General features: G+C 71.3%; 18 protein-coding genes. 8 read left to right on the forward strand and 10 right to left on the reverse strand.

All coding sequences use genetic code 11. The features are described 5' to 3' along the window. The 3 genes from ACM9LD_RS19555 to ACM9LD_RS19565 all read left to right on the forward strand — a co-directional run bounded on the left by ACM9LD_RS19555 (position 1) and on the right by ACM9LD_RS19565 (position 3516). Positions 1 to 1113, forward strand: coding sequence for a citrate/2-methylcitrate synthase (locus ACM9LD_RS19555; RefSeq protein WP_415678220.1), 1113 nt, complete (start codon positions 1 to 3; stop codon positions 1111 to 1113). A gap of 10 nt (positions 1114 to 1123) precedes the next feature. Continuing rightward, positions 1124 to 2275 carry a GNAT family N-acetyltransferase gene (locus ACM9LD_RS19560; protein ID WP_415678221.1) on the forward strand — a complete coding sequence of 384 codons (1152 nt, stop codon included), beginning with the start codon at positions 1124 to 1126 and terminating at the stop codon, positions 2273 to 2275. Between the two features lie 122 nt (positions 2276 to 2397). Beyond that, positions 2398 to 3516, forward strand: a complete 1119-nt coding sequence (locus ACM9LD_RS19565; RefSeq protein WP_415678240.1) for a GNAT family N-acetyltransferase — start codon at positions 2398 to 2400, stop codon at positions 3514 to 3516. Between the two features lie 6 nt (positions 3517 to 3522). Here ACM9LD_RS19565 and truB read toward each other — a convergent pair whose 3' ends face one another. From truB to ACM9LD_RS19580, 3 genes are read right to left on the reverse strand one after another with little or no spacing between them, the layout of a single operon-like run. Next, complete coding sequence (truB, locus tag ACM9LD_RS19570; RefSeq protein ID WP_415678222.1) at positions 3523 to 4428, reverse strand: tRNA pseudouridine(55) synthase TruB; 906 nt, start codon at positions 4426 to 4428, stop codon at positions 3523 to 3525. 1 nt (position 4429) lies between these two features. Continuing rightward, a complete protein-coding gene (locus tag ACM9LD_RS19575; RefSeq protein ID WP_415678241.1) occupies positions 4430 to 5098 on the reverse strand; it encodes a 4'-phosphopantetheinyl transferase family protein in 669 nt (222 codons plus the stop codon). Then, complete coding sequence (locus tag ACM9LD_RS19580) at positions 5098 to 6111, reverse strand: metallophosphoesterase family protein (RefSeq protein ID WP_415678223.1); 1014 nt, start codon at positions 6109 to 6111, stop codon at positions 5098 to 5100. Before ACM9LD_RS19580 ends, ACM9LD_RS19575 begins: the two co-directional genes overlap by 1 nt. 86 nt (positions 6112 to 6197) lie before the next feature. Between ACM9LD_RS19580 and ACM9LD_RS19585 the strand changes: the two genes are divergently transcribed. From ACM9LD_RS19585 to ACM9LD_RS19595, 3 genes are all read left to right on the forward strand, one after another. After that, a complete protein-coding gene (locus tag ACM9LD_RS19585; protein ID WP_415678224.1) occupies positions 6198 to 7139 on the forward strand; it encodes an ABC transporter substrate-binding protein in 942 nt (313 codons plus the stop codon). A gap of 91 nt (positions 7140 to 7230) precedes the next feature. Beyond that, positions 7231 to 8043 (forward strand): ion transporter, encoded by an 813-nt coding sequence (locus tag ACM9LD_RS19590; RefSeq protein ID WP_415678225.1) that lies wholly within the window; start codon positions 7231 to 7233, stop codon positions 8041 to 8043. Positions 8044 to 8138: 95 nt separating this feature from the next. Continuing rightward, a complete protein-coding gene (locus tag ACM9LD_RS19595) occupies positions 8139 to 9836 on the forward strand; it encodes a purine-cytosine permease family protein (protein WP_415678226.1) in 1698 nt (565 codons plus the stop codon). 15 nt (positions 9837 to 9851) lie between these two features. Here the strand turns inward: ACM9LD_RS19595 and ACM9LD_RS19600 are convergent, their stop codons facing one another. Continuing rightward, complete coding sequence (locus ACM9LD_RS19600; RefSeq protein WP_415678242.1) at positions 9852 to 10238, reverse strand: HNH endonuclease; 387 nt, start codon at positions 10236 to 10238, stop codon at positions 9852 to 9854. Between the two features lie 128 nt (positions 10239 to 10366). Here ACM9LD_RS19600 and ACM9LD_RS19605 point away from each other — a divergent pair, with 128 nt between their 5' ends. Further along, positions 10367 to 10651: an FmdB family zinc ribbon protein gene (locus ACM9LD_RS19605; RefSeq protein WP_415678227.1), complete on the forward strand. Its 285-nt coding sequence runs from the start codon at positions 10367 to 10369 to the stop codon at positions 10649 to 10651. A gap of 42 nt (positions 10652 to 10693) precedes the next feature. Continuing rightward, positions 10694 to 11950 (forward strand): formamidase, encoded by a 1257-nt coding sequence (fmdA, locus tag ACM9LD_RS19610; RefSeq protein WP_415678228.1) that lies wholly within the window; start codon positions 10694 to 10696, stop codon positions 11948 to 11950. Between the two features lie 82 nt (positions 11951 to 12032). Here fmdA and ACM9LD_RS19615 read toward each other — a convergent pair whose 3' ends face one another. From ACM9LD_RS19615 to infB, 6 genes are all read right to left on the reverse strand, one after another. Next, positions 12033 to 12482: a hypothetical protein gene (locus ACM9LD_RS19615; RefSeq protein WP_415678229.1), complete on the reverse strand. Its 450-nt coding sequence runs from the start codon at positions 12480 to 12482 to the stop codon at positions 12033 to 12035. Positions 12483 to 12523: 41 nt separating this feature from the next. After that, the gene (locus ACM9LD_RS19620; protein ID WP_415678230.1) at positions 12524 to 13879 is read right to left on the reverse strand and encodes an MATE family efflux transporter; all 1356 of its coding nucleotides are present in this window, start codon (positions 13877 to 13879) and stop codon (positions 12524 to 12526) included. 20 nt (positions 13880 to 13899) lie between these two features. Further along, positions 13900 to 14844 (reverse strand): DHH family phosphoesterase, encoded by a 945-nt coding sequence (locus ACM9LD_RS19625; protein ID WP_415678231.1) that lies wholly within the window; start codon positions 14842 to 14844, stop codon positions 13900 to 13902. Further along, entirely contained in the window at positions 14841 to 15308 is a 468-nt protein-coding gene (rbfA, locus tag ACM9LD_RS19630; RefSeq protein WP_224649685.1) for a 30S ribosome-binding factor RbfA, read from the reverse strand. The genes ACM9LD_RS19625 and rbfA overlap by 4 nt, the downstream gene beginning before the upstream one ends. 137 nt (positions 15309 to 15445) lie before the next feature. After that, positions 15446 to 15736, reverse strand: a complete 291-nt coding sequence (locus tag ACM9LD_RS19635) for a DUF503 domain-containing protein (RefSeq protein WP_415678243.1) — start codon at positions 15734 to 15736, stop codon at positions 15446 to 15448. 80 nt (positions 15737 to 15816) lie between these two features. After that, the coding region (gene infB / locus ACM9LD_RS19640) for a translation initiation factor IF-2 (protein WP_415678232.1) at positions 15817 to 18185 on the reverse strand (2369 nt) is incomplete at its 5' end. Positions 18186 to 18379: the final 194 nt, after the last annotated feature.

Consider the following 18379-nt stretch of genomic DNA (forward strand, 5'->3'; position numbering starts at 1 on the left):
ATGACCACACCGCTCATCGCCCCGGCGGGGCTCAAGAACGTCATCGTGACCGACACCGCGATCGGCGATGTCCGCGGCGAGGAGGGCTACTTCCATTACCGCGGCCACGATGCCACGCGCCTCGCGACGGAGGCCGCATTCGAGGACGCGTGGCACCTCGTGCTGTTCGGCGCCCTGCCCGGGCCGTCCGACGGTGCCGCCTTCGCCCGTCGCGTCGGTGCCCTCCGCGTGCTGCCGGGCGATGTGCTCGATCTGCTGCGGGCCACCGTCGGGCCGGACACCGAGCCGATGCACGCGTTGCGCGTCGCGCTCGCCGCCCTCGGCCTCGGCGACCGGCCACTCATGGACCTGCCGGAGGACGAGCGAACCGAGGCCGCTCTCCGGTACGCCGCGGTGACCCCGACCGTCCTGGCCGCGGCGCACCGTCTGGCGCGGGGCGAGGCGCCCCTCGACGCCGACCCGGACGCCCACCACGTCGCCGACTACCTGCGCATGGCCACCGGGAACACGGACGTGGCCGCCGCGGCCGCGCTGCAGACCTACCTGGTCGCGACCATCGACCACGGCTTCAACGCCTCGACCTTCGCCGGCCGGGTCATCGCGTCCACCGGATCGGACATGTCCTCGTGCCTGCTCGGCGCGCTCGGGGCCTTCCTGGGGCCGCTGCACGGCGGTGCGCCGAGTCGGGCGCTGGCCGCGCTCGACGAGATCGGCGACCCGTCGAACACCCGCGCCTGGGTGCGCGGGAAGATCGCCCGCGACGAGAAGATCATGGGCTTCGGGCACGCGGTGTACCGCACCCACGACCCGCGGTCGGAGCTGCTCAAGGAAGTGGTGACCCGATTCGATTCCCCCCTTGTACGACAGGCCCGCGCGGTCGAGGCGGAGATCGAAGCCGGGATCAACGAGCTCAAGCCCGGCAGGCGGCTGTACGCGAACGTCGAGTTCTACGCGGGCGTACTGATGACCGAGGTCGGCCTGCCCCCGTCGATGTTCACGCCGACGTTCGGCGTCGCCCGGGTCGTCGGCTGGACCGCGAACGTCCTCGAGCAGGTTCACCAGGGGAAAATCATCCGACCGTCAGCTCGATACATCGGAGAATATTTGCAGTAGCATACTGCGGGTGACCGCACTCTCAACCTCCGACCGATACCGCATCGGCGAGCACGTCGTCGAACTCCGCGCGCCCCGCCTCGCCGATGCCGCTTCGTGGCGTCGCACCTGCCTCGAACACGAGAAGCGCCTCCGCCCCGCCTTCGGCAGCCCAGGGACCGATTGGGATGCGGAGCACTCGGCGGCCGCATGGGCGGCCGACTGGTGGCGCGCTCACCGCGATCCGGACGTGCTGCTGTCGAGGGTGCTCACGGTCGAGGACGGCGCCGAGGATCGCGTCGTCGGTGCCCAGAGGTTCGCCGGGCGCGACCCACGCACGGGGCACACGGAGTCGTCGACCTGGATCGCGGGTCTGCCGAACTCGAAGACCGTGGCGATGTGGATGTCGGCACGCAATACCCTGGACCTGTTCGTACAGAACCCGGATCTGCCGCTCCTCGTCACCCCGCAGACGACGGACAACAAGCCCGCCATGGCACTGGCCGAAGCCCTCGGGTTCACCTACCTCCAGACACTGCAGCGACTCCGCGAGTTCGACGGGGTCCCGGCCGATCACACCGTGTACTACCTGCGCAACACCCCGGACTCGCGCCGCCGCCTGGAGTCGGTGCTGGAGTCGATCGCCGCAGAGCCGCTACCGCCGCGACGCGCGCCACTACCCACCCTCGACGTTGTGCTCGGGGTCGCACGCGCCGGCGTTCGCCGGATGCGCGCTCGTCGCGCGGCCAGTCCGTCCAGTGCGGGCAGGCTCCCGGCGACCGTCCGTACCGACGATGGGCGCACCATCACCTTCCTCCCCACCTCGGACGGCCGGCACGCGGTGTCCGTAGGAGGAAGCCCGATCGGCGGGATCCAGATCCACCACGATCCGGGCAGCTCGACGATCGAGGTCATCGACCGCCTGCACGCGGACGCGCCGGTGGCGGATGCGAACGCCGCCATCGAAGCGGCCTGCCGCGCGTCCGCGGATCGGCAGGACGCCCGGCGCCTCACGATTGCGCTAGCGGATCGGAACGCGGCAGTCGCCGAGCCCCTCGCGGCTCTCGGATTCGCCTCCGAGGGCGCCACGTCTCCGACCTTCGGCGACGACGGCGCGCAGCGGGAGAGCTGGACGCGTCTGCAGCAGGCCCAGGAGGGCCGCCGCGCACACACCGGACAATGACGCCCTGACCGGAGCCGCCCGTTGACGGTCCGGTGGCGATCCCGACGGCTTGGGATCACCGGCGACGCATGGCGGATTGCTTCCCATTGACGAGTTCTTTGCAATAACATCACTTGGTGACCATGACCACACAGTCGAACTCCGGGCGATACCGCTTCGGAAACCGGATCATCGAGCTGCGCTCGCCCCGTCTCTCCGACGCCCCGTCGTGGCGCCGCACCAATCTCGAGCACGAGGAGCGGTTGCGGCCCGCGTTCGGAAGCCCGAACTCCGACTGGGATGCCGAGCATTCCGCCGCCGCCTGGGCGCACACGTGGCTCGCCGCACGTTCGGGCGTCGGCGTTCCGCTCTCGCGGGTGCTCCTCCTCGGGGACGGCGACGCCGACCGCGTCGTCGGTCAGCAGACCTACGCGGGACCGGATCCGCGCACCGGTCATGCCGAATCGTCGACGTGGATCGCCGGCCTGGAGGATTCGAGCAAGATCGCGATGTGGTTGTCGTCGATGAACATGCTCGAGCTGTTCCGCCGGCATCCGAACGTGCGATACGCCACCGCCCCACTCGCCGTGACGAACGTGCCCGCGATCGCGCTGGCCAAGGCGGTCGGCCTCACATGGATCAACGAGATGCGCAGCCTCCGCGAGTACAGCGGCGTGCCCGTCGATCACACGTTGTACGTCGGGCCCAACACCCCCGAATACAAGGCCCACCTGGAGAAGCTCGTGGCCTCACTGGGCGTGGAGCGGGTGCCGTCGCGGCGCCGGACCCCACCGCCGCCTCCCGTCCTGCTCGGGCTGGCGCGCGAGGGCGTGCGCCACGTGCGGGCCCACCGCCGCGCGAAGGCCGCCGACGTGGCCGGGCCGCTGTCCGCGACGGAGGCCGGACACGACATCGCGTTCTCCGCCGGACCCGGCGGACGGTATTCGGCGACCTCGGACGGCACACCGATCGGCGAGGTGCAGATCGCGGTCGACCCGGGCACCTCGACGACGGAGATCATCGACTGGCTGCGCCCCGAGGCACCGGCGGAGACCGCGGCCGCGGTCATCGTGGCGGCCTGCCGCATCCTGGCGGAGAACCAGGACACGAGGCGCCTCACGGTGGCGCTCGCCGAGCGGCACGCAATCGCGAGGGATCCGCTCGTCGAGCTCGGCTTCTTCTCGGAGGGACAGACACTGCCGACCGTCGGGGACGAGGGCTCGCCACGCGAGATGTGGACGCGCCTCCGTCCTCACGAGTAGCGCCGCTCAGGCGGCGGGCCGGACCACGAAGACGGAGCTCGCGCGCTTCCCCGACTCCTGGAGCAGCGCGAAGACGCGGCCGTCGGCGGTCGCCGCGGCGTAGACGCCGGGCAGGCCGACCGGATCGAGCCACCGGCCCAACGCGAGGTCGACTGACTGCTGCTCGGTGATCTCGCGGACCGCGAAGCCCGCAGCGATGGCCTCGTCGATGCGGTAGGACAACCGCGGGGTCTCGAAGAGGTCGTCGAGGGTGATCGCGTGATCGAGCCCGTACGGCCCGACCCTGGTGCGACGCAACGCGGTCAGGTGCCCACCCACGCCGAGGCTCGCGCCCAGGTCGCGGGCGAGAGCCCGGACGTACGTGCCGGAGGAGCATTCGACGGTCACGTCGACGTCGAGGAAGTCGCCCTCGCGCCGGAAGGCGTGCGCCACGAACTCATCGACGGTGACCGGGCGGGGCTTGAGCTGCACGTCCGCGCCCTCGCGGACCAGCTGGTGGGCCCGCTTGCCGTCGACCTTGATGGCACTCACCGAGCTCGGGACCTGCTCGATGTCGCCCGTCAGCGGCGCCATCGCGGCGCGCACGGCGTCCTCGTCCAGGCCCGCGGCGGGGGCGCCGCCCGTGGTCTCGCCCTCGGCGTCGTCGGTCGCCGTGGACGCGCCGAGCCGGACGGTGGCCGTGTACGCCTTGGTGGTGAGCGCGAGGTGGCCCAGCAGCTTCGTCGCGCGCTCGATGCCGATCACGAGCACGCCCGTGGCCATCGGGTCGAGGGTGCCGGCGTGGCCGACCTTGCGGGTGCCCATCGCGCGCCGGCACCGCGCGACGACGTCGTGGCTGGTCAGGCCCGCGGGTTTGTCGACGATGACGAGCCCGGCGCCGTCGGGCTCGAGAAAGGTCCTGGCGGCGGTCATCTCACACCACCGCGATCGAGGTCACGATGAGCCCGTCGGTGATCCGCCACCGACCGTCGAACGCGGCGACCGGCGCGCCACCGTCGACGGTCCTGCCGTCGATGAGGATTCGCGAGTGGAACGTGCCCTCCGCCGCGTCGTCGGTGCGCTCGGCGAGGTCGAAGGTGATCTCCGCATCCTCGAAGCCCAGCCAACGCCCGGTGATCGGGTTCCACGCCTTGTACGTGGCCTCCTTCGCGCAGAACAGCAGGCGGTCCCAGTGCAGCCCGTCGTCGGGGCGCGCGGCGAGCACCTCCCGCTCGGACTCGACCGACACCGTCGGCAGCACCTTGTCCGGCAGCGCGAGGTGCGGCTCGGCGTCGATGCCGATGGTGCGCACCCCCATCCGGTAGCCCACGACAGCGCCGCGGTAGCCGTCGCAGTGCGTGAGCGCGCCCACGACGTTGCGCGGCCAGTCCACGCCGCCGCCCTCGCCCTTGACGAGCACCGCATCGCCGATGCCCAACTCGCCCAAGGCCTCCCGGGCGAGGTGGCGCACCGTCGCGTACTCGGCCTGCCGCTTGGGCACGGCCTTGGCGATCTGCGCCGCCTCGCGTGGATGCAGGGGCGCGTCCACATCGGCGTGCGCCTCCCGGGCGACCACGCCGCGCGGCAGCATCGACTGCAGGATCACTTCTCCCCCTCCTTCGCCCGCGCCGCCCGGCGCTCGGCGATCCGTTCCCGCGCCGCCACCCGGCGGTCTCCGAGCCGGGCCTGCGCCTTCGCGCGTTCCGCGGCGAACCGCTCCGGGTCGTCCCGATACTTCGGGTCCACCTGAAAGTGAACGCCGTAGTGCCCCAATGACTCCTCCGTGTAGTCCGGCGCGGGCAGTATCCGGCGCAATAGGGGCTCGGGCAGGCCCCGCTCCTGCCATTCCCGCGGGTAGCCCACCGAGACCTCCTCGAACCGCACCCCGTCGTACCAGGTGGTGCGCGGTATGTGCAGATGTCCGTAGACGACCGCCTCGGCGTTGTAGGCCGTGTGCCAGTCCGCCGTCGCCGTGGTGCCGCACCACAGCGCGAAGTCCGGATAGAAGAGCACCTCGGTGGGTTCGCGGCGCAGGGGCCAGTGGTTCACGAGCACGGTGCGGGTACCGGCGGGCAGTGCTGCGAGGCGGCGGCGGGTGTACTCCAGCCGGGCGCGGCACCAGGCATCGCGGGTGGCGTAGGGCTCGGGCGAGAGCAGGAACTCGTCGGTCGCGACGACGCTCTTCTCCTTCGCTCGGGCCAGCGCCTGCAGCACGGTCAGCCCTTCGTCGCGGAAGCTGTAGTCGTAGAGCAGGAACATCGGGACGATCGTGACGGGCCCGGCGTCGGCGTCCTCGAACACCGGGAACGGGTCCTCCGGCGTGAGCACGCCGTGGTGCCGGCAGATCTCCACCAGATGGTCGTACCGAGCCTCGCCGAAGACCTGCATCGGGTCCTTCGAGGTGGTGTAGAGCTCGTGATTCCCCGGGACCCAGATCACCGTCGCGAACCGCGGGGCGATGGCGGCGAGCACCTCGTCCAGCTGGTCGGTGCGTTCGCAGAGGTCGCCCGCGAGGATCAGCCAGTCGTCCGGCCACTCGGGCCACACCTTGTCGACGACGCCCTCGTTCCCTCGGTGCCCGACGTGCAGGTCACTGATCGCCCAGAGCTTCGCCACCCCTCCACGCTACCGGTCGGCGCTGCGAGGTCCGCGCACCCCAGCCTGTCACCAAGGTAAGCCTAACCGAATGCTATCTTTCCGGCATGACGATCGCACCGGGACCGAACCGCCGCCGATTCCTCGCCGCCACCCTCGCAGTGGCGACCGCCGTGACGCTCACCGCGTGCGGATCCGGCGGCGACGACGCCGCACCCGCCGCGACGCGCACCGTCGCCCACGCGATGGGCGAGACCCAGGTACCGGCGAACCCGCAGCGCATCGTCGTCATCGACTCGCCGCACACGGACGCCCTGGTCGCGCTGGGCATCAAGCCGGTCGGCGCCGCCGTCGCGGCCGCGAACGAGGGCTTCCCCGGCTACCTGCGCGAAAAGCTCGACGGCACGGAGAACGTGGGCCTGATCGCCGGTCCCGACATCGAGGCGATCGCGAAACTCCGGCCCGATCTCATCATCGGTTCGAAGGTCCGGCACGAGAAGCTCTACCAGCAGCTCTCCGCCATCGCCCCCACCGTGTACTCGGTGGACACCGGCACCAACTGGAAGGAGCAGGCGAACATCACGGCACTGGCGGTGAACCGCACCGAACAGATGACCACGCAGCTCGCCGCGCTCGACGCGCGCGCCGCCGACGTGGGCCGCAAGGTCGGGGCTCCCGGCACGTCCGTCTCGATCGTGCGGTGGCGGGCGAACGGCACGTTCCGGATCTACGGCCCCGGCACGTTCTCGGGCAGCGTGATCACCGCGATGGGCTTCAGCATCCCGCCGAAGCCGTGGGGCGAGTACTCGATGATCGAGCCCTCGCTGGAGAACTTCGCGGAGATCAACGGCGACTACGTCTTCCACACCCCCGGCGCGAACTCGGCCGCCACCCGGCAGACCGTCACCGACCGCTGGGGCGCGCTGCCCGCCGTGGCCGCGAACCGCGCGTTCGCGGTCGACGACGAGACCTGGATGGTGGGGATCGGCGTGCTCGGCGCCGGCCGCATCATCGACGACGTGCAGCGGCACCTGTCTCCCGCGGCGTGACCGCGGGGTGACCGCGGGGTGACCGCGCCACCGGAGGCCGGTCCGGGCGACCGGCCTCCGGGCGTCCGACCGCTCAGTAGTGTCGGATGCGATGAACGCCACGACCGACGCCCGACTCGCGCCCTACCCGCGGAAACCGCCCGTCCTGTGGACCGACTGGGCCATGGTCGCGCTGGCCTTCGTCTCCGTGGGCCTGATCGTGTGGATCACGTTCTTCGACGTGTCGCCCACGACCCTGCGCACGGTGCTGATCGTCGACGCGGTGATCTGTGCGATCTTCGCCGCCGAGTTCCTGTGGCGGTGGCGCCAGGTGGGCTGGCACCGCCGGTTCCTGCTCGTCAACTGGTACGAGATCCTCGGCATGATCCCCGCCGTCGTCGTCACCTCGCCCATCCCCCGCGCGTTCCGCATCATCCGCATCGCGGTGGCGCTGGCCAGGCTGGCGCGCGCCATCGACCGGATCTACGGCGACCGGATCACCGCGGCCGTCGTGAACCGGGCCACCGACACCGTCATCGACGCCGTCAAGCGCCCGATCACCATCGCCGTGCTCGACGAGGTCGCCGAGGTGCTCAAGTCCGGCCACTACACCAAGAACATCGCGGCCGCGCTCGAGGAGAACAAGCCCGAGATGACGGGCATGATCCTCGAGACGATCAAGAACGACCCGCAGACGAGGCGGGTCAAGTACATCCCGTTCCACGACGAGATCATCCAGTTGATCGTCGACACCACCTTCCGCATGGTGCTGCAGGTGCTCGCCGACGAGCGGACGGACGAGCTGGTCGCTGACATGCTGCGCGAGAACATCGACCAGATCCGCGACTCGGTCAAGCGCAAGGAGGACGCGGTGGCGAAGGCGAACGCGGGCAACACCGCCGTCACACGCCGCCCGGCGCCGTAACCGACCCGTTACGACGCAGTCACCCCCGCTGAACGCCGCGGCAGCACGATTTCCCCAACCCCGCACCGGGTGGTGCGGGCCGGAAGGGAACAACCGTGACCGCACTGCAACCCGCGGAAGCCGACGGCGCACCGTCGACCGCGCTCCGCGACGCCGCCGCGCGCGAGACGCTCGAGGACTACACCCTGCGGTTCGCGCCGCGCAGCTACCGCAAGTGGGGGCCCGCCGTGGTCGCCACCTCGGCGCTGGGCGGCATCGCGTACCTGGCCGACTTCGCCATCGGCGCGAACATCGGCATCGCCAACGGCACCGGCAACGCACTGTGGGGCATCGGCTTCTTCGCGCTGGTCATCGTGCTGACCGGTTATCCACTGGCGTACTACGCGGCGCGGTACAACATCGATCTCGACCTGATCACCCGCGGCAGCGGCTTCGGCTACTACGGTTCGGTGCTCACGAACGTGATCTTCGCGTCGTTCACGTTCATCTTCTTCGCCCTCGAGGGCTCGATCATGGCGCAGGGCCTCGAACTCGGCCTGGGCATTCCGCTCTGGCTCGGGTATCTGCTCTCGTCCGTGCTGATCATCCCGCTGGTGATCTACGGCATGAACACGCTCGCGAAGCTGCAGGTGTGGACCACCCCGCTGTGGCTCGTGATGATGGTGCTGCCGTTCGGCTACCTGCTGTTCAAGCATCCCGAGGCCATCGGCGACTTCTTCGCCTTCGGCGGCATCGACACCGCCACCGGCGAGCCCCTGCACAAGGGCGTCAGCTTCGCCGGCACCATGCTCGCCGCGGGCGTCTGCCTCTCACTCATCGCGCAGATCGCCGAGCAGATCGACTACCTGCGGTTCATGCCGCCCAAGACCCCCGAGAACTCGCGGCGCTGGTGGACCGCCGTGATCACCGCGGGCCCCGGCTGGGTCTTCTTCGGCGCCATCAAGCAGATCGTCGGCCTCTTCCTGGCCGTCTACCTGATCGGGATCACCATCGACAACGCCGGCATCGCCAACCAGCCGGTGCACCAGTTCGTGGAGATCTACCAGGACTTCCTGCCGCACTGGCTCGCGCTCACCCTCGCCGTGATCCTCGTGGTGATCAGCCAGATCAAGATCAACGTGACCAATGCGTACTCGGGATCGCTGGCGTGGACCAACAGCTTCACCCGCGTCACCAAGACCTACCCCGGCCGCCTGGTCTTCCTCGTGTTCAACGTCGTCATCGCGATCGTGCTCATGGAGGCCGACATGTTCAGCTTCCTCAACAACCTGCTGAACTTCTACGCCAACTGCGGCATCGCCTGGATCGTCGCCGTCGCCAGCGACATCGCGATCAACAAGTACCTGCTGAAGATCTCGCCGAAGGTCCCGGAGTTCCGGCGCGGCATGCTCTACGACATCAACCCGGTCGGCTTCGTCTCGGTGATCGTCGCTGCCGGGCTCTCCATCGCCGCGTTCTTCGGGCTCCTCGGCTCGGGCCTGCAGCCCTACTCGCCGCTGGTAGCCCTGGTCCTCGCACTCGTGCTGCCGCCGGTCCTCGCCGTCGCCACGCGGGGCAAGTACTACCTGCGCCGCTCCGACGACGGCATCGACCTGCCGATGTTCGACGAGTACGGCAACCCGTCGGGCGAGAAGCTCCTGTGCTGCGTGACCGGCGTCGAGTTCGAGCGTCCCGACATGGCGGCCTCCGCAGTGCCCGGCCCCGACGGCGAGAAGCAGTACATCAGCTCGCTGGCCCTCTCGACCGACAAGTCGGGCGCGCACGTCCTGCCCGCCGATCCGCCGGTGAAGTAGGGGCCCGTCCCCCGCTCAGACATCCGACGGTGCGCCGGCCTCCCCGGTCGGCGCACCGTCGTCGGCGTTCCGCTCCCGCAGGTGCATCAGGATCTCGGCGTGGCCCTGCAGGAACGCCCGTTCGTCGAGCTTCTTGCGCCGCATCCACCCCGTGACCTCGGAGTTGCACTTGCTCGCGTTGCAGGAACGGCACGCGGGTACCACGTTCTGCTGCGTGTAGCGGCCGCCGCGCGAGATCGGGAGGACGCAGTCCTTCTGGAAGGGCCCCGCTCCGCCGCAGTAGGCGCACGCACCCCACAGACCGACGAGCTCGTCCCATTGCACGCCGGTGAGATCGTTGTCGGCGGCGGCGACGCGCCGCGCGCGCCGCCGGGCGACCCTCGCCTTGCGGGTCCGCGACACGGGCGGCCGGGCCCGCTTCGGCGGCGGCGTGGACGACTGGGCTGGCACGGCGTCACGATACCCACGAAATTCACTACCGATTCGGTAATTACCCTCCGGCGGCCCCGCGAAAGGAATACCGTCCACTCATGCCTACGTATGAATTCCGCTGCGCCCGTTGCGGACCGTTCGACGCGACCTTCAGCATGCGCGACGTCCCCGACGCCACGGCGTGTCGCTGCGGCGATCCGGCCCCGCGCGGCGTGACCGCGCCGCAGCTCGGCCGCGGCAACAGCGGCGCGATGCGGCTCCTGGACGCCACCAAGGCGACCGCGGAACGCCCCGCGGTCGTCGGCTCCCCCGCCGGCGCGCCGCGCCCGGGCCGCGGACCGGCACCGTCGGACCCGCGGCACGCGCGCCTGCCCCGCCCCTGAGTTCCCACCCGAGAAGGTCCACCGAAGAAGAGAGGTCGTCCCATGCCAGAGGTCGTATTCCCGCTCGACTCCTCGAAGAAGTTCACCGATCAGGAGAAGATCGGGCACAACCGGTGGCACTACGCCATCCCGCCGGCGGTCACCGTCAAGCCCGGCGACACCTTCCGGGTCCACTGCCGCGAGTGGTTCGACGGTGCCATTCACAACGACGACTCCGCCGAGGACATCCTCAACGCGCCGCTGACGACGGTGCACACGCTGTCCGGGCCGATCGCCGTCGAGGGCGCGAAGCCGGGCGACCTGCTCATCGTGGACATCGTGGACGTGGGCCCGATCCCGCAGGAGGACAGCGGCCCGCTCGCCGGGCAGGGCTGGGGCTACACCGGCATCTTCGCCAAGGAGAACGGCGGCGGATTCCTGACCGACCAGTTCCCCGACGCCTACAAGGCCGTCTGGGACTTCACCGGCCACACCGCCACCTCGCGACACGTGCCGCACGTCAGCTTCACCGGCATCATCCACCCGGGCCTGATGGGCACGGCACCGTCGAAGGACCTGCTGGCCCGCTGGAACGCCCGTGAGGCCGCGCTGATCGCGACCGATCCGGACCGTGTGCCGCCCCTGGCGCTGCCGCCCGAACCGAACGACGCCATCCTCGGCACCCTCACCGGCGACGCCTTCACCGCGGCCGCCGCGGAGGGCGCGCGCACAGCGCCACCGCGCGAGAACGGCGGCAACCAGGACATCAAGAACCTCACCCGCGGCACCCGCGTCTTCTACCCGGTGTTCGTGGACGGCGCGAACCTGTCGGTCGGCGACCTGCACTTCAGCCAGGGCGACGGCGAGATCACCTTCTGCGGCGCCATCGAGATGGGCGGCTTCATCGACCTGCACGTCGACATCATCTCCGGCGGCATGGAGACCTACGGCGTCAGCGAGAACGCGATCTTCCTGCCCGGCGGCGACGTGGGCCCGCGGTACGAGCAGTTCCTCGCCTTCTCCGGGACGTCGGTGACCCTCGACGGCGAGCAGCGGTACCTCGACTCGCACCTGTCGTACCAGCGCGCCTGCCTGCACGCGATCGACTACCTCACCAAGTTCGGCTACAGCCCGGAGCAGGCCTACCTGTTGCTCGGTGCGGCGCCGATCGAGGGCCGGCTGTCCGGCGTCGTCGACATCCCGAACTCCTGTGCCACGGTGTACATCCCGACATCGATCTTCGACTTCGACGTGACCCCGGGCAAGAATGGCCCGGTGCAGATCGATCCCGGTCAGGGGGCGCCGCGCGCCTCGCGCTGATCCCACCCCGACCTCGGCCCCGGGTGCACGGCCACGGCGAACCGCCGCCCGCGCCCGGGGCCGAGGCGTACCGGGCTACGGGTCAGTGCGGGATCGGCAGGCCCGGCGGGATGGTGATGGTGCGCGGGGCGCCCGGCGGCAGCTGGATGCCGGGCGGGATCACGACGGTGGTGGGGTACGGCTGCTGGGTGGTGGTCGGCGCGGCCGTCGTGGTCTCCGCGGTCGGGTAGGTCGTGGTCGGCGCCGTGTACTGCCCACCGCCGCCCTGCCCACCGGCACCCGGCTGCTCCTGCGCAGCCGTCGGCACGGGCGCCGTGGTGGTCACCGCCGCCGAGGACGGAGCGGCAGCGGAGGCGCCGGACGACGGGCTCGCGGGCGCGCTCTGCGCCGCCGAGGGATTCACGGTGAAGGAGGGCACCGACTCGGGGTCCGACGGGGCGCAAGCGACCGCCGCGCCGCACGCCGCGAGGACCGCCGCACCGGCGAGGGTCCTGCGGAACGCGGCCGTGCTCGTGATCACAGTGAATGCCATATGCAACATACGATCGCATTCAGGGCCGCATTGCAAGCCGGTCACGCCGGCGCGGTGCCCACGCGTTCCCATCGGTGCCCCTGGAAGCGCAGCACGACCGCCGCGCAGCGCAGCACCATGAACGCGGCGAGGCCGGACCAGATCCCGGCGAGGCCCCAGCCGAAGGCGTACGAGAGCCAGATCAGAGGGAGGAAGCCGACGAGCGCCGCGGCCAACGTGGCGGAGCGGAGATAGGCGGCGTCCGCGGCGCCGAGCAGCACCCCGTCGAGCGCGAAGACCACGCCCGCCACGGGAATCATCCCGACGAGGAACCACCACGGCACCGTCAGAGCGTCGAGGACCGCGGTATCGGTGGTGAAGAGTCGCGGCAGGACGGCCTGCAGCGCGGCGAGCGCCGCAGCGATCCCGACCGCGAAGACCGTGGACCACGCGGTGACCCGCCGGCCCAGGGATCGCGCCGCGCCGGTGTTCCCCGCCCCGAGGGCGGCGCCGACCAGCGTCTGCGCGGCGATGGCGAGCGAGTCCAGGACGAGCGCCACGAAGTTCCACAACTGCATCGCGATCTGGTGCGCGCCGACGTACTGCGCGCCCGCCCGCGCGGCCACCGCGCCGGCGGAGATGAAGCAGATCTGGAAGGAGAGGCTGCGCACGATGAGATCGCGCCCGAGCACCAGTTGCGCGCGCACCAGGTCCGGGCGCGGGCGCAGCTCCGCAGCGGAACCGCCCCCGCCCGCCCGGGCCGCGTGCACGACGGCCCCGAGGAAGAGCAGTCCGCTCACGATCTGGCCGGCGAGGTTCGCCCACGCCGATCCGACGAGGCCGAGCTCGGGCGCCGCGCCCCAGCCGAAGACGAGAGCGGGGCACAGCACCGTCGACAGGCCCAGGCCGACCAACACGAAGACCAACGGCGCGCGGGGCCGTTGCACGCCGCGGAGCCAGCCGTTCCCGGCCATCGTGATGAGGATCAGCGGTATCCCGAAGGACGCCACGCGCAGCCAGGACTCGGCGGCCTCGGCGATCTCCGGGCGGCCCGCGACCACCCGTGTGATCGGACCGGCGAAGCCCTGCACGAGGGCCAGCAGGACGCCGCCGACCGCCAACGCGATCCACGTCGCCTGCACGCCCTCGACGACCGCGCCTCCGGGATCGCCCGCGCCGAACCGGCGGGCCGACCGCGACGTGGTGCCGTACGAGAGGAAGGTCAGCTGCGTCGAGACGGTCGCCAGGATCAGGCCGCCGACCGCGAGGCCGGCCAGCGGCAGCGCCCCCAGGCGGCCGATGACGCCGGTGTCCCAGAGCAGGTACAGGGGCTCGGCGGCGAGCACCCCGAGCGCGGGCAGAGCCTGGCCGACGATGCGCCGGCCGAGCCCGGTGGGCACGGCGGCGGACCGGGTCACGCGGTTCCCGTCATGCGGGATCAGACCGTGGCGAGGAACGCGGCGACCACGTCGTCGCTCGTCCCGGACGCGGAGTAGCCCGCAGCCAGCCGGTGGCCGCCGCCGCCGAAGGCCCGCGCGACCTCGGAGACGTCGAGGTCGGTGCGCGCGCGCAGGGAAGCGGACCAGTCGCCGCTGTCGCTCTCCTTGAACAATGCGGCGACCTCGCAGTCCTCGGCGGTGCGCAGGAGGTCGATGAGCGATTCCGCGGCGTCCCAGCCGAGCGGCCCGCGATCGATCGCGCGGCACACGGCGTACACCGCCCCGCGTCCGCCGAACGCCTCGGGCACTGCGGTCGCCGAGCCCAGCACCGCGGCGACCATCGTGAACCAGGCGCGGGGGTGGCTGTCGAGCAGGTCGCGCGAGAGCTCGCGTCCGCGCGCGCCGGCGGCGAGCAGCCGCCCGGCCATGACATGCCCGGCGGGCGTCGCCCAGCGGAACGAGCCCGTGTCCGTGATCAGCCCCGCGTAGAGGCAGTCCGCCGTCCCGGGGTCCAGCTCCGCCCCGAGCGCGTCGATGACGGCGAGCACCAGCTCGGTGGTGCAGTTCGCGGCCGGATCGATCAGGTCGACGGTGCCGAATCCGGTGTTCGTCGCGTGGTGGTCGATCACCACCCGCACGGGGTGGCCCTGGAAGGACTCCTCGAGCCCCGCGAGTCGCTCGGAGCTCGCGCAGTCGACAGCCACGGCGACCGCCGCGTCGGCGTTGGGTGCGGCGAAGCCGTCGACGCCGGGCAGCAGGCCGATCCCGGACGGCAGGTCCGGTCCCGGATGGCTGACGGTGACATGGGTGCCGCGCGCGCGCAGCACCCGCGCGAGGCCGAGGCCCGAGCCCAGGGTGTCGGCGTCGGGGCGCACGTGGCAGTACACCGCCACGCTGCGCGCACCGTCCAGCGCCGCCGCGGCGGCGGCGACGGCGTCGGTCACCGTTCGGCCCCGTCCGGTTCGTCGTCCGCGTCCTCGTCGTCGTGCTTGTACGGGTCCGCCTCCCCCGCGGGCTTCGCGGTGGCGGCGACGGCGGCGACCCGCTCGTCCTGTTCGCGCGCCTTGGCGAGGAGCGCCTCCATGTTCGCGACAGCGGCGGGCACCCCGTCGAGCTCGAAGCGGAGCGTGGGCGTGAACCGCACGCCCGTGCCCGCGCCGACCTTGCTCCGGAGCTGGCCGCGGGCCTTCTCCAGGCCGGCGGCGGCCGCCTCGTAGTCGGGCTCGACGTCGAGCGTCGGTCCCATGACGGTGTAGAAGACCGTCGCGTCGTGCAGGTCGTTGGTCACGCGGGTATCGGTGACGGTGACGTAGTCGAGCCGCGGATCCTTGATGTCGTGCTCGATCGCGGTCGCGACGATGGTCCCGATCCGCTTGGCGAGCCGAGCGGCCCGTGCCGGGTCAGCCATGGCCAGTCCCTCCCTTACGCGTCGAACGGTCGATCAGTGGAACGGTGTGATCAACCGGTGGAACAGCGAGCATATCCCGGTGTGGGACTGCAGCGTCGGCACCTGCGTCCACCACACTCAATACCGTGTCGGGCACGTCAGTCCTCCGGCCCCCAGAGGCGCCGCCGCACCGACAACAATTCCACCTCGGGGTGCCCCGCGGCGGTGCGTTCGCACCGATCGAGGACCTCCCCGACGTGACCCGCGTCCGGACCGACGAGCCCCACCCCGATCAGGGCGCGGCGGTGCAGGTCCTGGTGGCCCACCTCGGCGGCGCTGACCGAGAACCGGCGCAGCTCCGCGAGGATCGGCCGGAGCACGGAACGCTTGTGCTTGAGCGAGTGCACGTCGCCCAGCAGCAGATCTATCTCAAGAACACCTGTGAACATCTGTCGGGCCACCCGGCCCTGGGGATAGTCGATCGGGTGCGGCCGGCATATCGCGCCGGCCGCACCCGGCCGAGGGAACATCAGTCGCGCGGCTTCTCGACCAGCTCGTAGGTCTCGATCACGTCGCCGACCTTGATGTCGGAGTACGAGAGCGTCAGACCGCATTCGTAGCCCTCGCGGACCTCCGTCGCGTCGTCCTTCTCGCGCTTGAGCGAGGTGACCGTGAGGTTCTCGGCCACGACCGTCGAGTCGCGGAGCAGGCGCGCCTTCGCGTTGCGACGCATGATCCCGGACTGGACCATGCAGCCCGCGATGTTGCCCACCTTGGACGACTTGAAGATCGCGCGGATCTCGGCCTGGCCGAGCTCCTTCTCCTCGTAGACCGGCTTGAGCATGCCCTTGAGCGCAGCCTCGACCTCGTCGATCGCCTGGTAGATCACCGAGTAGTACCGGATCTCCACGCCCTCGCGGTTGGCGAGCTCGGTGGCCTTGCCCTCGGCCCGCACGTTGAAGGCGATGATGATCGCGTTCGAGGCGGACGCAAGGTTGATGTTGGTCTCGGTGACGCCACCGACACCGCGATCGATGACCCGCAGCTGCACCTCGTCGTCGATCTCGATCCCCAGCAGGGCCTCCTCGAGCGCCTCCACGGTGCCCGAGTTGTCGCCCTTGAGGATGAGGTTGAGCTGGCTGGTCTCCTTCAGCGCGGCATCCAGGTCCTCCAGCGAGACGCGCTTGCGCGACTTGGCCGCCAGGGCGTTGCGCTTGCGCGCGGCGCGCCGGTCGGCGATCTGCCGGGCGATCCGGTCCTCGTCGACCACGAGCAGGTTGTCGCCTGCGCCGGGCACCGAGGTGAAGCCGATGACCTGGGCGGGACGCGAAGGCAGGGCCTCCGTGATGTCGTCGCCGTTCTCGTCGACCATGCGCCGGACGCGACCGTAGGCGTCGCCCGCCACGATCGAGTCGCCGACTCGCAGGGTGCCGCGCTGGATGAGCACGGTGGCCACCGGGCCGCGACCGCGGTCGAGGTGCGCCTCGATCGCGACGCCCTGCGCGTCCATGTCGGGGTTGGCCCGCAGGTCCAGCGAGGCGTCGGCCGTCAGCAGCACCGCTTCGAGCAGCGCGTCGACGTTCGTGCCCTGCTTCGCGGAGATGTCGACGAACATCGTGTCGCCGCCGTACTCCTCTGGAATCAGGCCGTACTCGGTGAGCTGGCCGCGGATCTTCTCCGGCTGCGCGCCCTCCTTGTCGATCTTGTTCACCGCCACGACGATCGGCACGTCGGCCGCCTGCGCGTGGTTGATGGCCTCCACCGTCTGCGGCATGACGCCGTCGTCGGCCGCGACCACGAGGATCGCGAGGTCGGTGGCCTTCGCGCCGCGCGCACGCATGGCGGTGAACGCCTCGTGACCCGGGGTGTCGATGAACGTGATCAGGCGTTCGTTGCCCTCGAGCTCGGTGAGCACCTGGTAGGCACCGATGTGCTGCGTGATGCCGCCGGCCTCGCCCTCGCGGACGTTCGCCTTGCGGATCGTGTCCAGCAGTCGGGTCTTACCGTGGTCGACGTGGCCCATGACGGTGACCACCGGCGGGCGCTGCTCGAGGTCGTCCTCGTCGCCCTCGTCCTCGCCGTAGGTGAGGTCGAAGCTGTCGAGCAGCTCGCGGTCCTCGTCCTCGGGGCTGACGACCTGGACGACGTAGTTCATCTCCTCGCCCAGCAGCACGAGGGTCTCCTCGTTCACCGACTGGGTGGCGGTGACCATCTCGCCCAGGTTGAACAGCGCCTGGACCAGCGATGCCGGGTTCGCGTCGATCTTCTCCGCGAAGTCGCTCAGCGATGCGCCGCGGGCGAGACGGATCGTCTCACCGGCGCCGCGCGGCAACCGGACGCCACCGGCGATCGGCGCCTGCATGCTCTCGTACTCGGCGCGTTTCGCCCGCTTCGACTTACGGCCACGGCGCGGGGCGCCACCGGGACGACCGAAGGCACCCGCGGTGCCGCCGGGGCGGCCACGACCGCCGCCGCCGGGACGACCGCGGAAACCACCCGCGGGGGCACCGGTACCGGTGCCGCCGCCGGGCCCACCGCGGTAGCCGCCGCCACCGCCGCCCGGACGTCCGCCGGGCCCGCCACGGCCACCGGGGCCGGGACGGCCCTGCGCCGCCGGACGCGCCGCGCGGGAGGGCATGGCGCCGGGGTTCGGGCGCGGAGGCATGCTACCGGGGGTCGGGCGCGGGCCGCCGGGGCCGGCCGCGGGGCGACCGCCCTGGGGACGAGCGCCGCCCTGACCGGGAGCCGGACGAGCGCCGCCCTGGGGACGGGGACCGCCCTGGCCGGGAGCCGGACGAGCGCCGCCCTGCGGGCGCGGGCCACCGGGGCCAGGCTGCGGACGGGGCGCACGCTCGACGGGAGCCTGCGAGGAGAACGGATTGTTCCCCACCTTCGGGGNGCGCGGGCCGGGCNTGCCGCAGGAGCAGCGCGAGGCGATGNCGCGGGCGCCGACGGTGCGGNGCTGGCAGCGGGAGCCGCCGGTGCGGCGGGCTCCGGGGTCGGCTCCGGCGCGGCCGGGGCCGCGGGGCGCGGACCGGGACGGGCCGAGGTGGGACGGGGTGCATCCGCGGCGGGCGCCGAGGGTGCGGGGG

Origin of the sequence: Tsukamurella hominis (assembly GCF_965137015.1) — a bacterium.
Lineage (GTDB): Bacteria > Actinomycetota > Actinomycetes > Mycobacteriales > Mycobacteriaceae > Tsukamurella > Tsukamurella hominis.

Excerpts from the sequence above, each read along its gene's own strand:
- ACM9LD_RS19555 (WP_415678220.1), top strand. The coding sequence starts at position 1 with ATGACCACACCGCTCATCGCCCCGGCGGGGCTCAAGAACGTCATCGTG.
- ACM9LD_RS19565 (WP_415678240.1), top strand. The coding sequence starts at position 2,398 with ATGACCACACAGTCGAACTCCGGGCGATACCGCTTCGGAAACCGGATC.
- truB (WP_415678222.1), bottom strand. The coding sequence starts at position 4,428 with ATGACCGCCGCCAGGACCTTTCTCGAGCCCGACGGCGCCGGGCTCGTC.
- ACM9LD_RS19585 (WP_415678224.1), top strand. The coding sequence starts at position 6,198 with ATGACGATCGCACCGGGACCGAACCGCCGCCGATTCCTCGCCGCCACC.
- ACM9LD_RS19590 (WP_415678225.1), top strand. The coding sequence starts at position 7,231 with ATGAACGCCACGACCGACGCCCGACTCGCGCCCTACCCGCGGAAACCG.
- ACM9LD_RS19605 (WP_415678227.1), top strand. The coding sequence starts at position 10,367 with ATGCCTACGTATGAATTCCGCTGCGCCCGTTGCGGACCGTTCGACGCG.
- fmdA (WP_415678228.1), top strand. The coding sequence starts at position 10,694 with ATGCCAGAGGTCGTATTCCCGCTCGACTCCTCGAAGAAGTTCACCGAT.
- ACM9LD_RS19615 (WP_415678229.1), bottom strand. The coding sequence starts at position 12,482 with ATGGCATTCACTGTGATCACGAGCACGGCCGCGTTCCGCAGGACCCTC.
- rbfA (WP_224649685.1), bottom strand. The coding sequence starts at position 15,308 with ATGGCTGACCCGGCACGGGCCGCTCGGCTCGCCAAGCGGATCGGGACC.
- ACM9LD_RS19635 (WP_415678243.1), bottom strand. The coding sequence starts at position 15,736 with ATGTTCACAGGTGTTCTTGAGATAGATCTGCTGCTGGGCGACGTGCAC.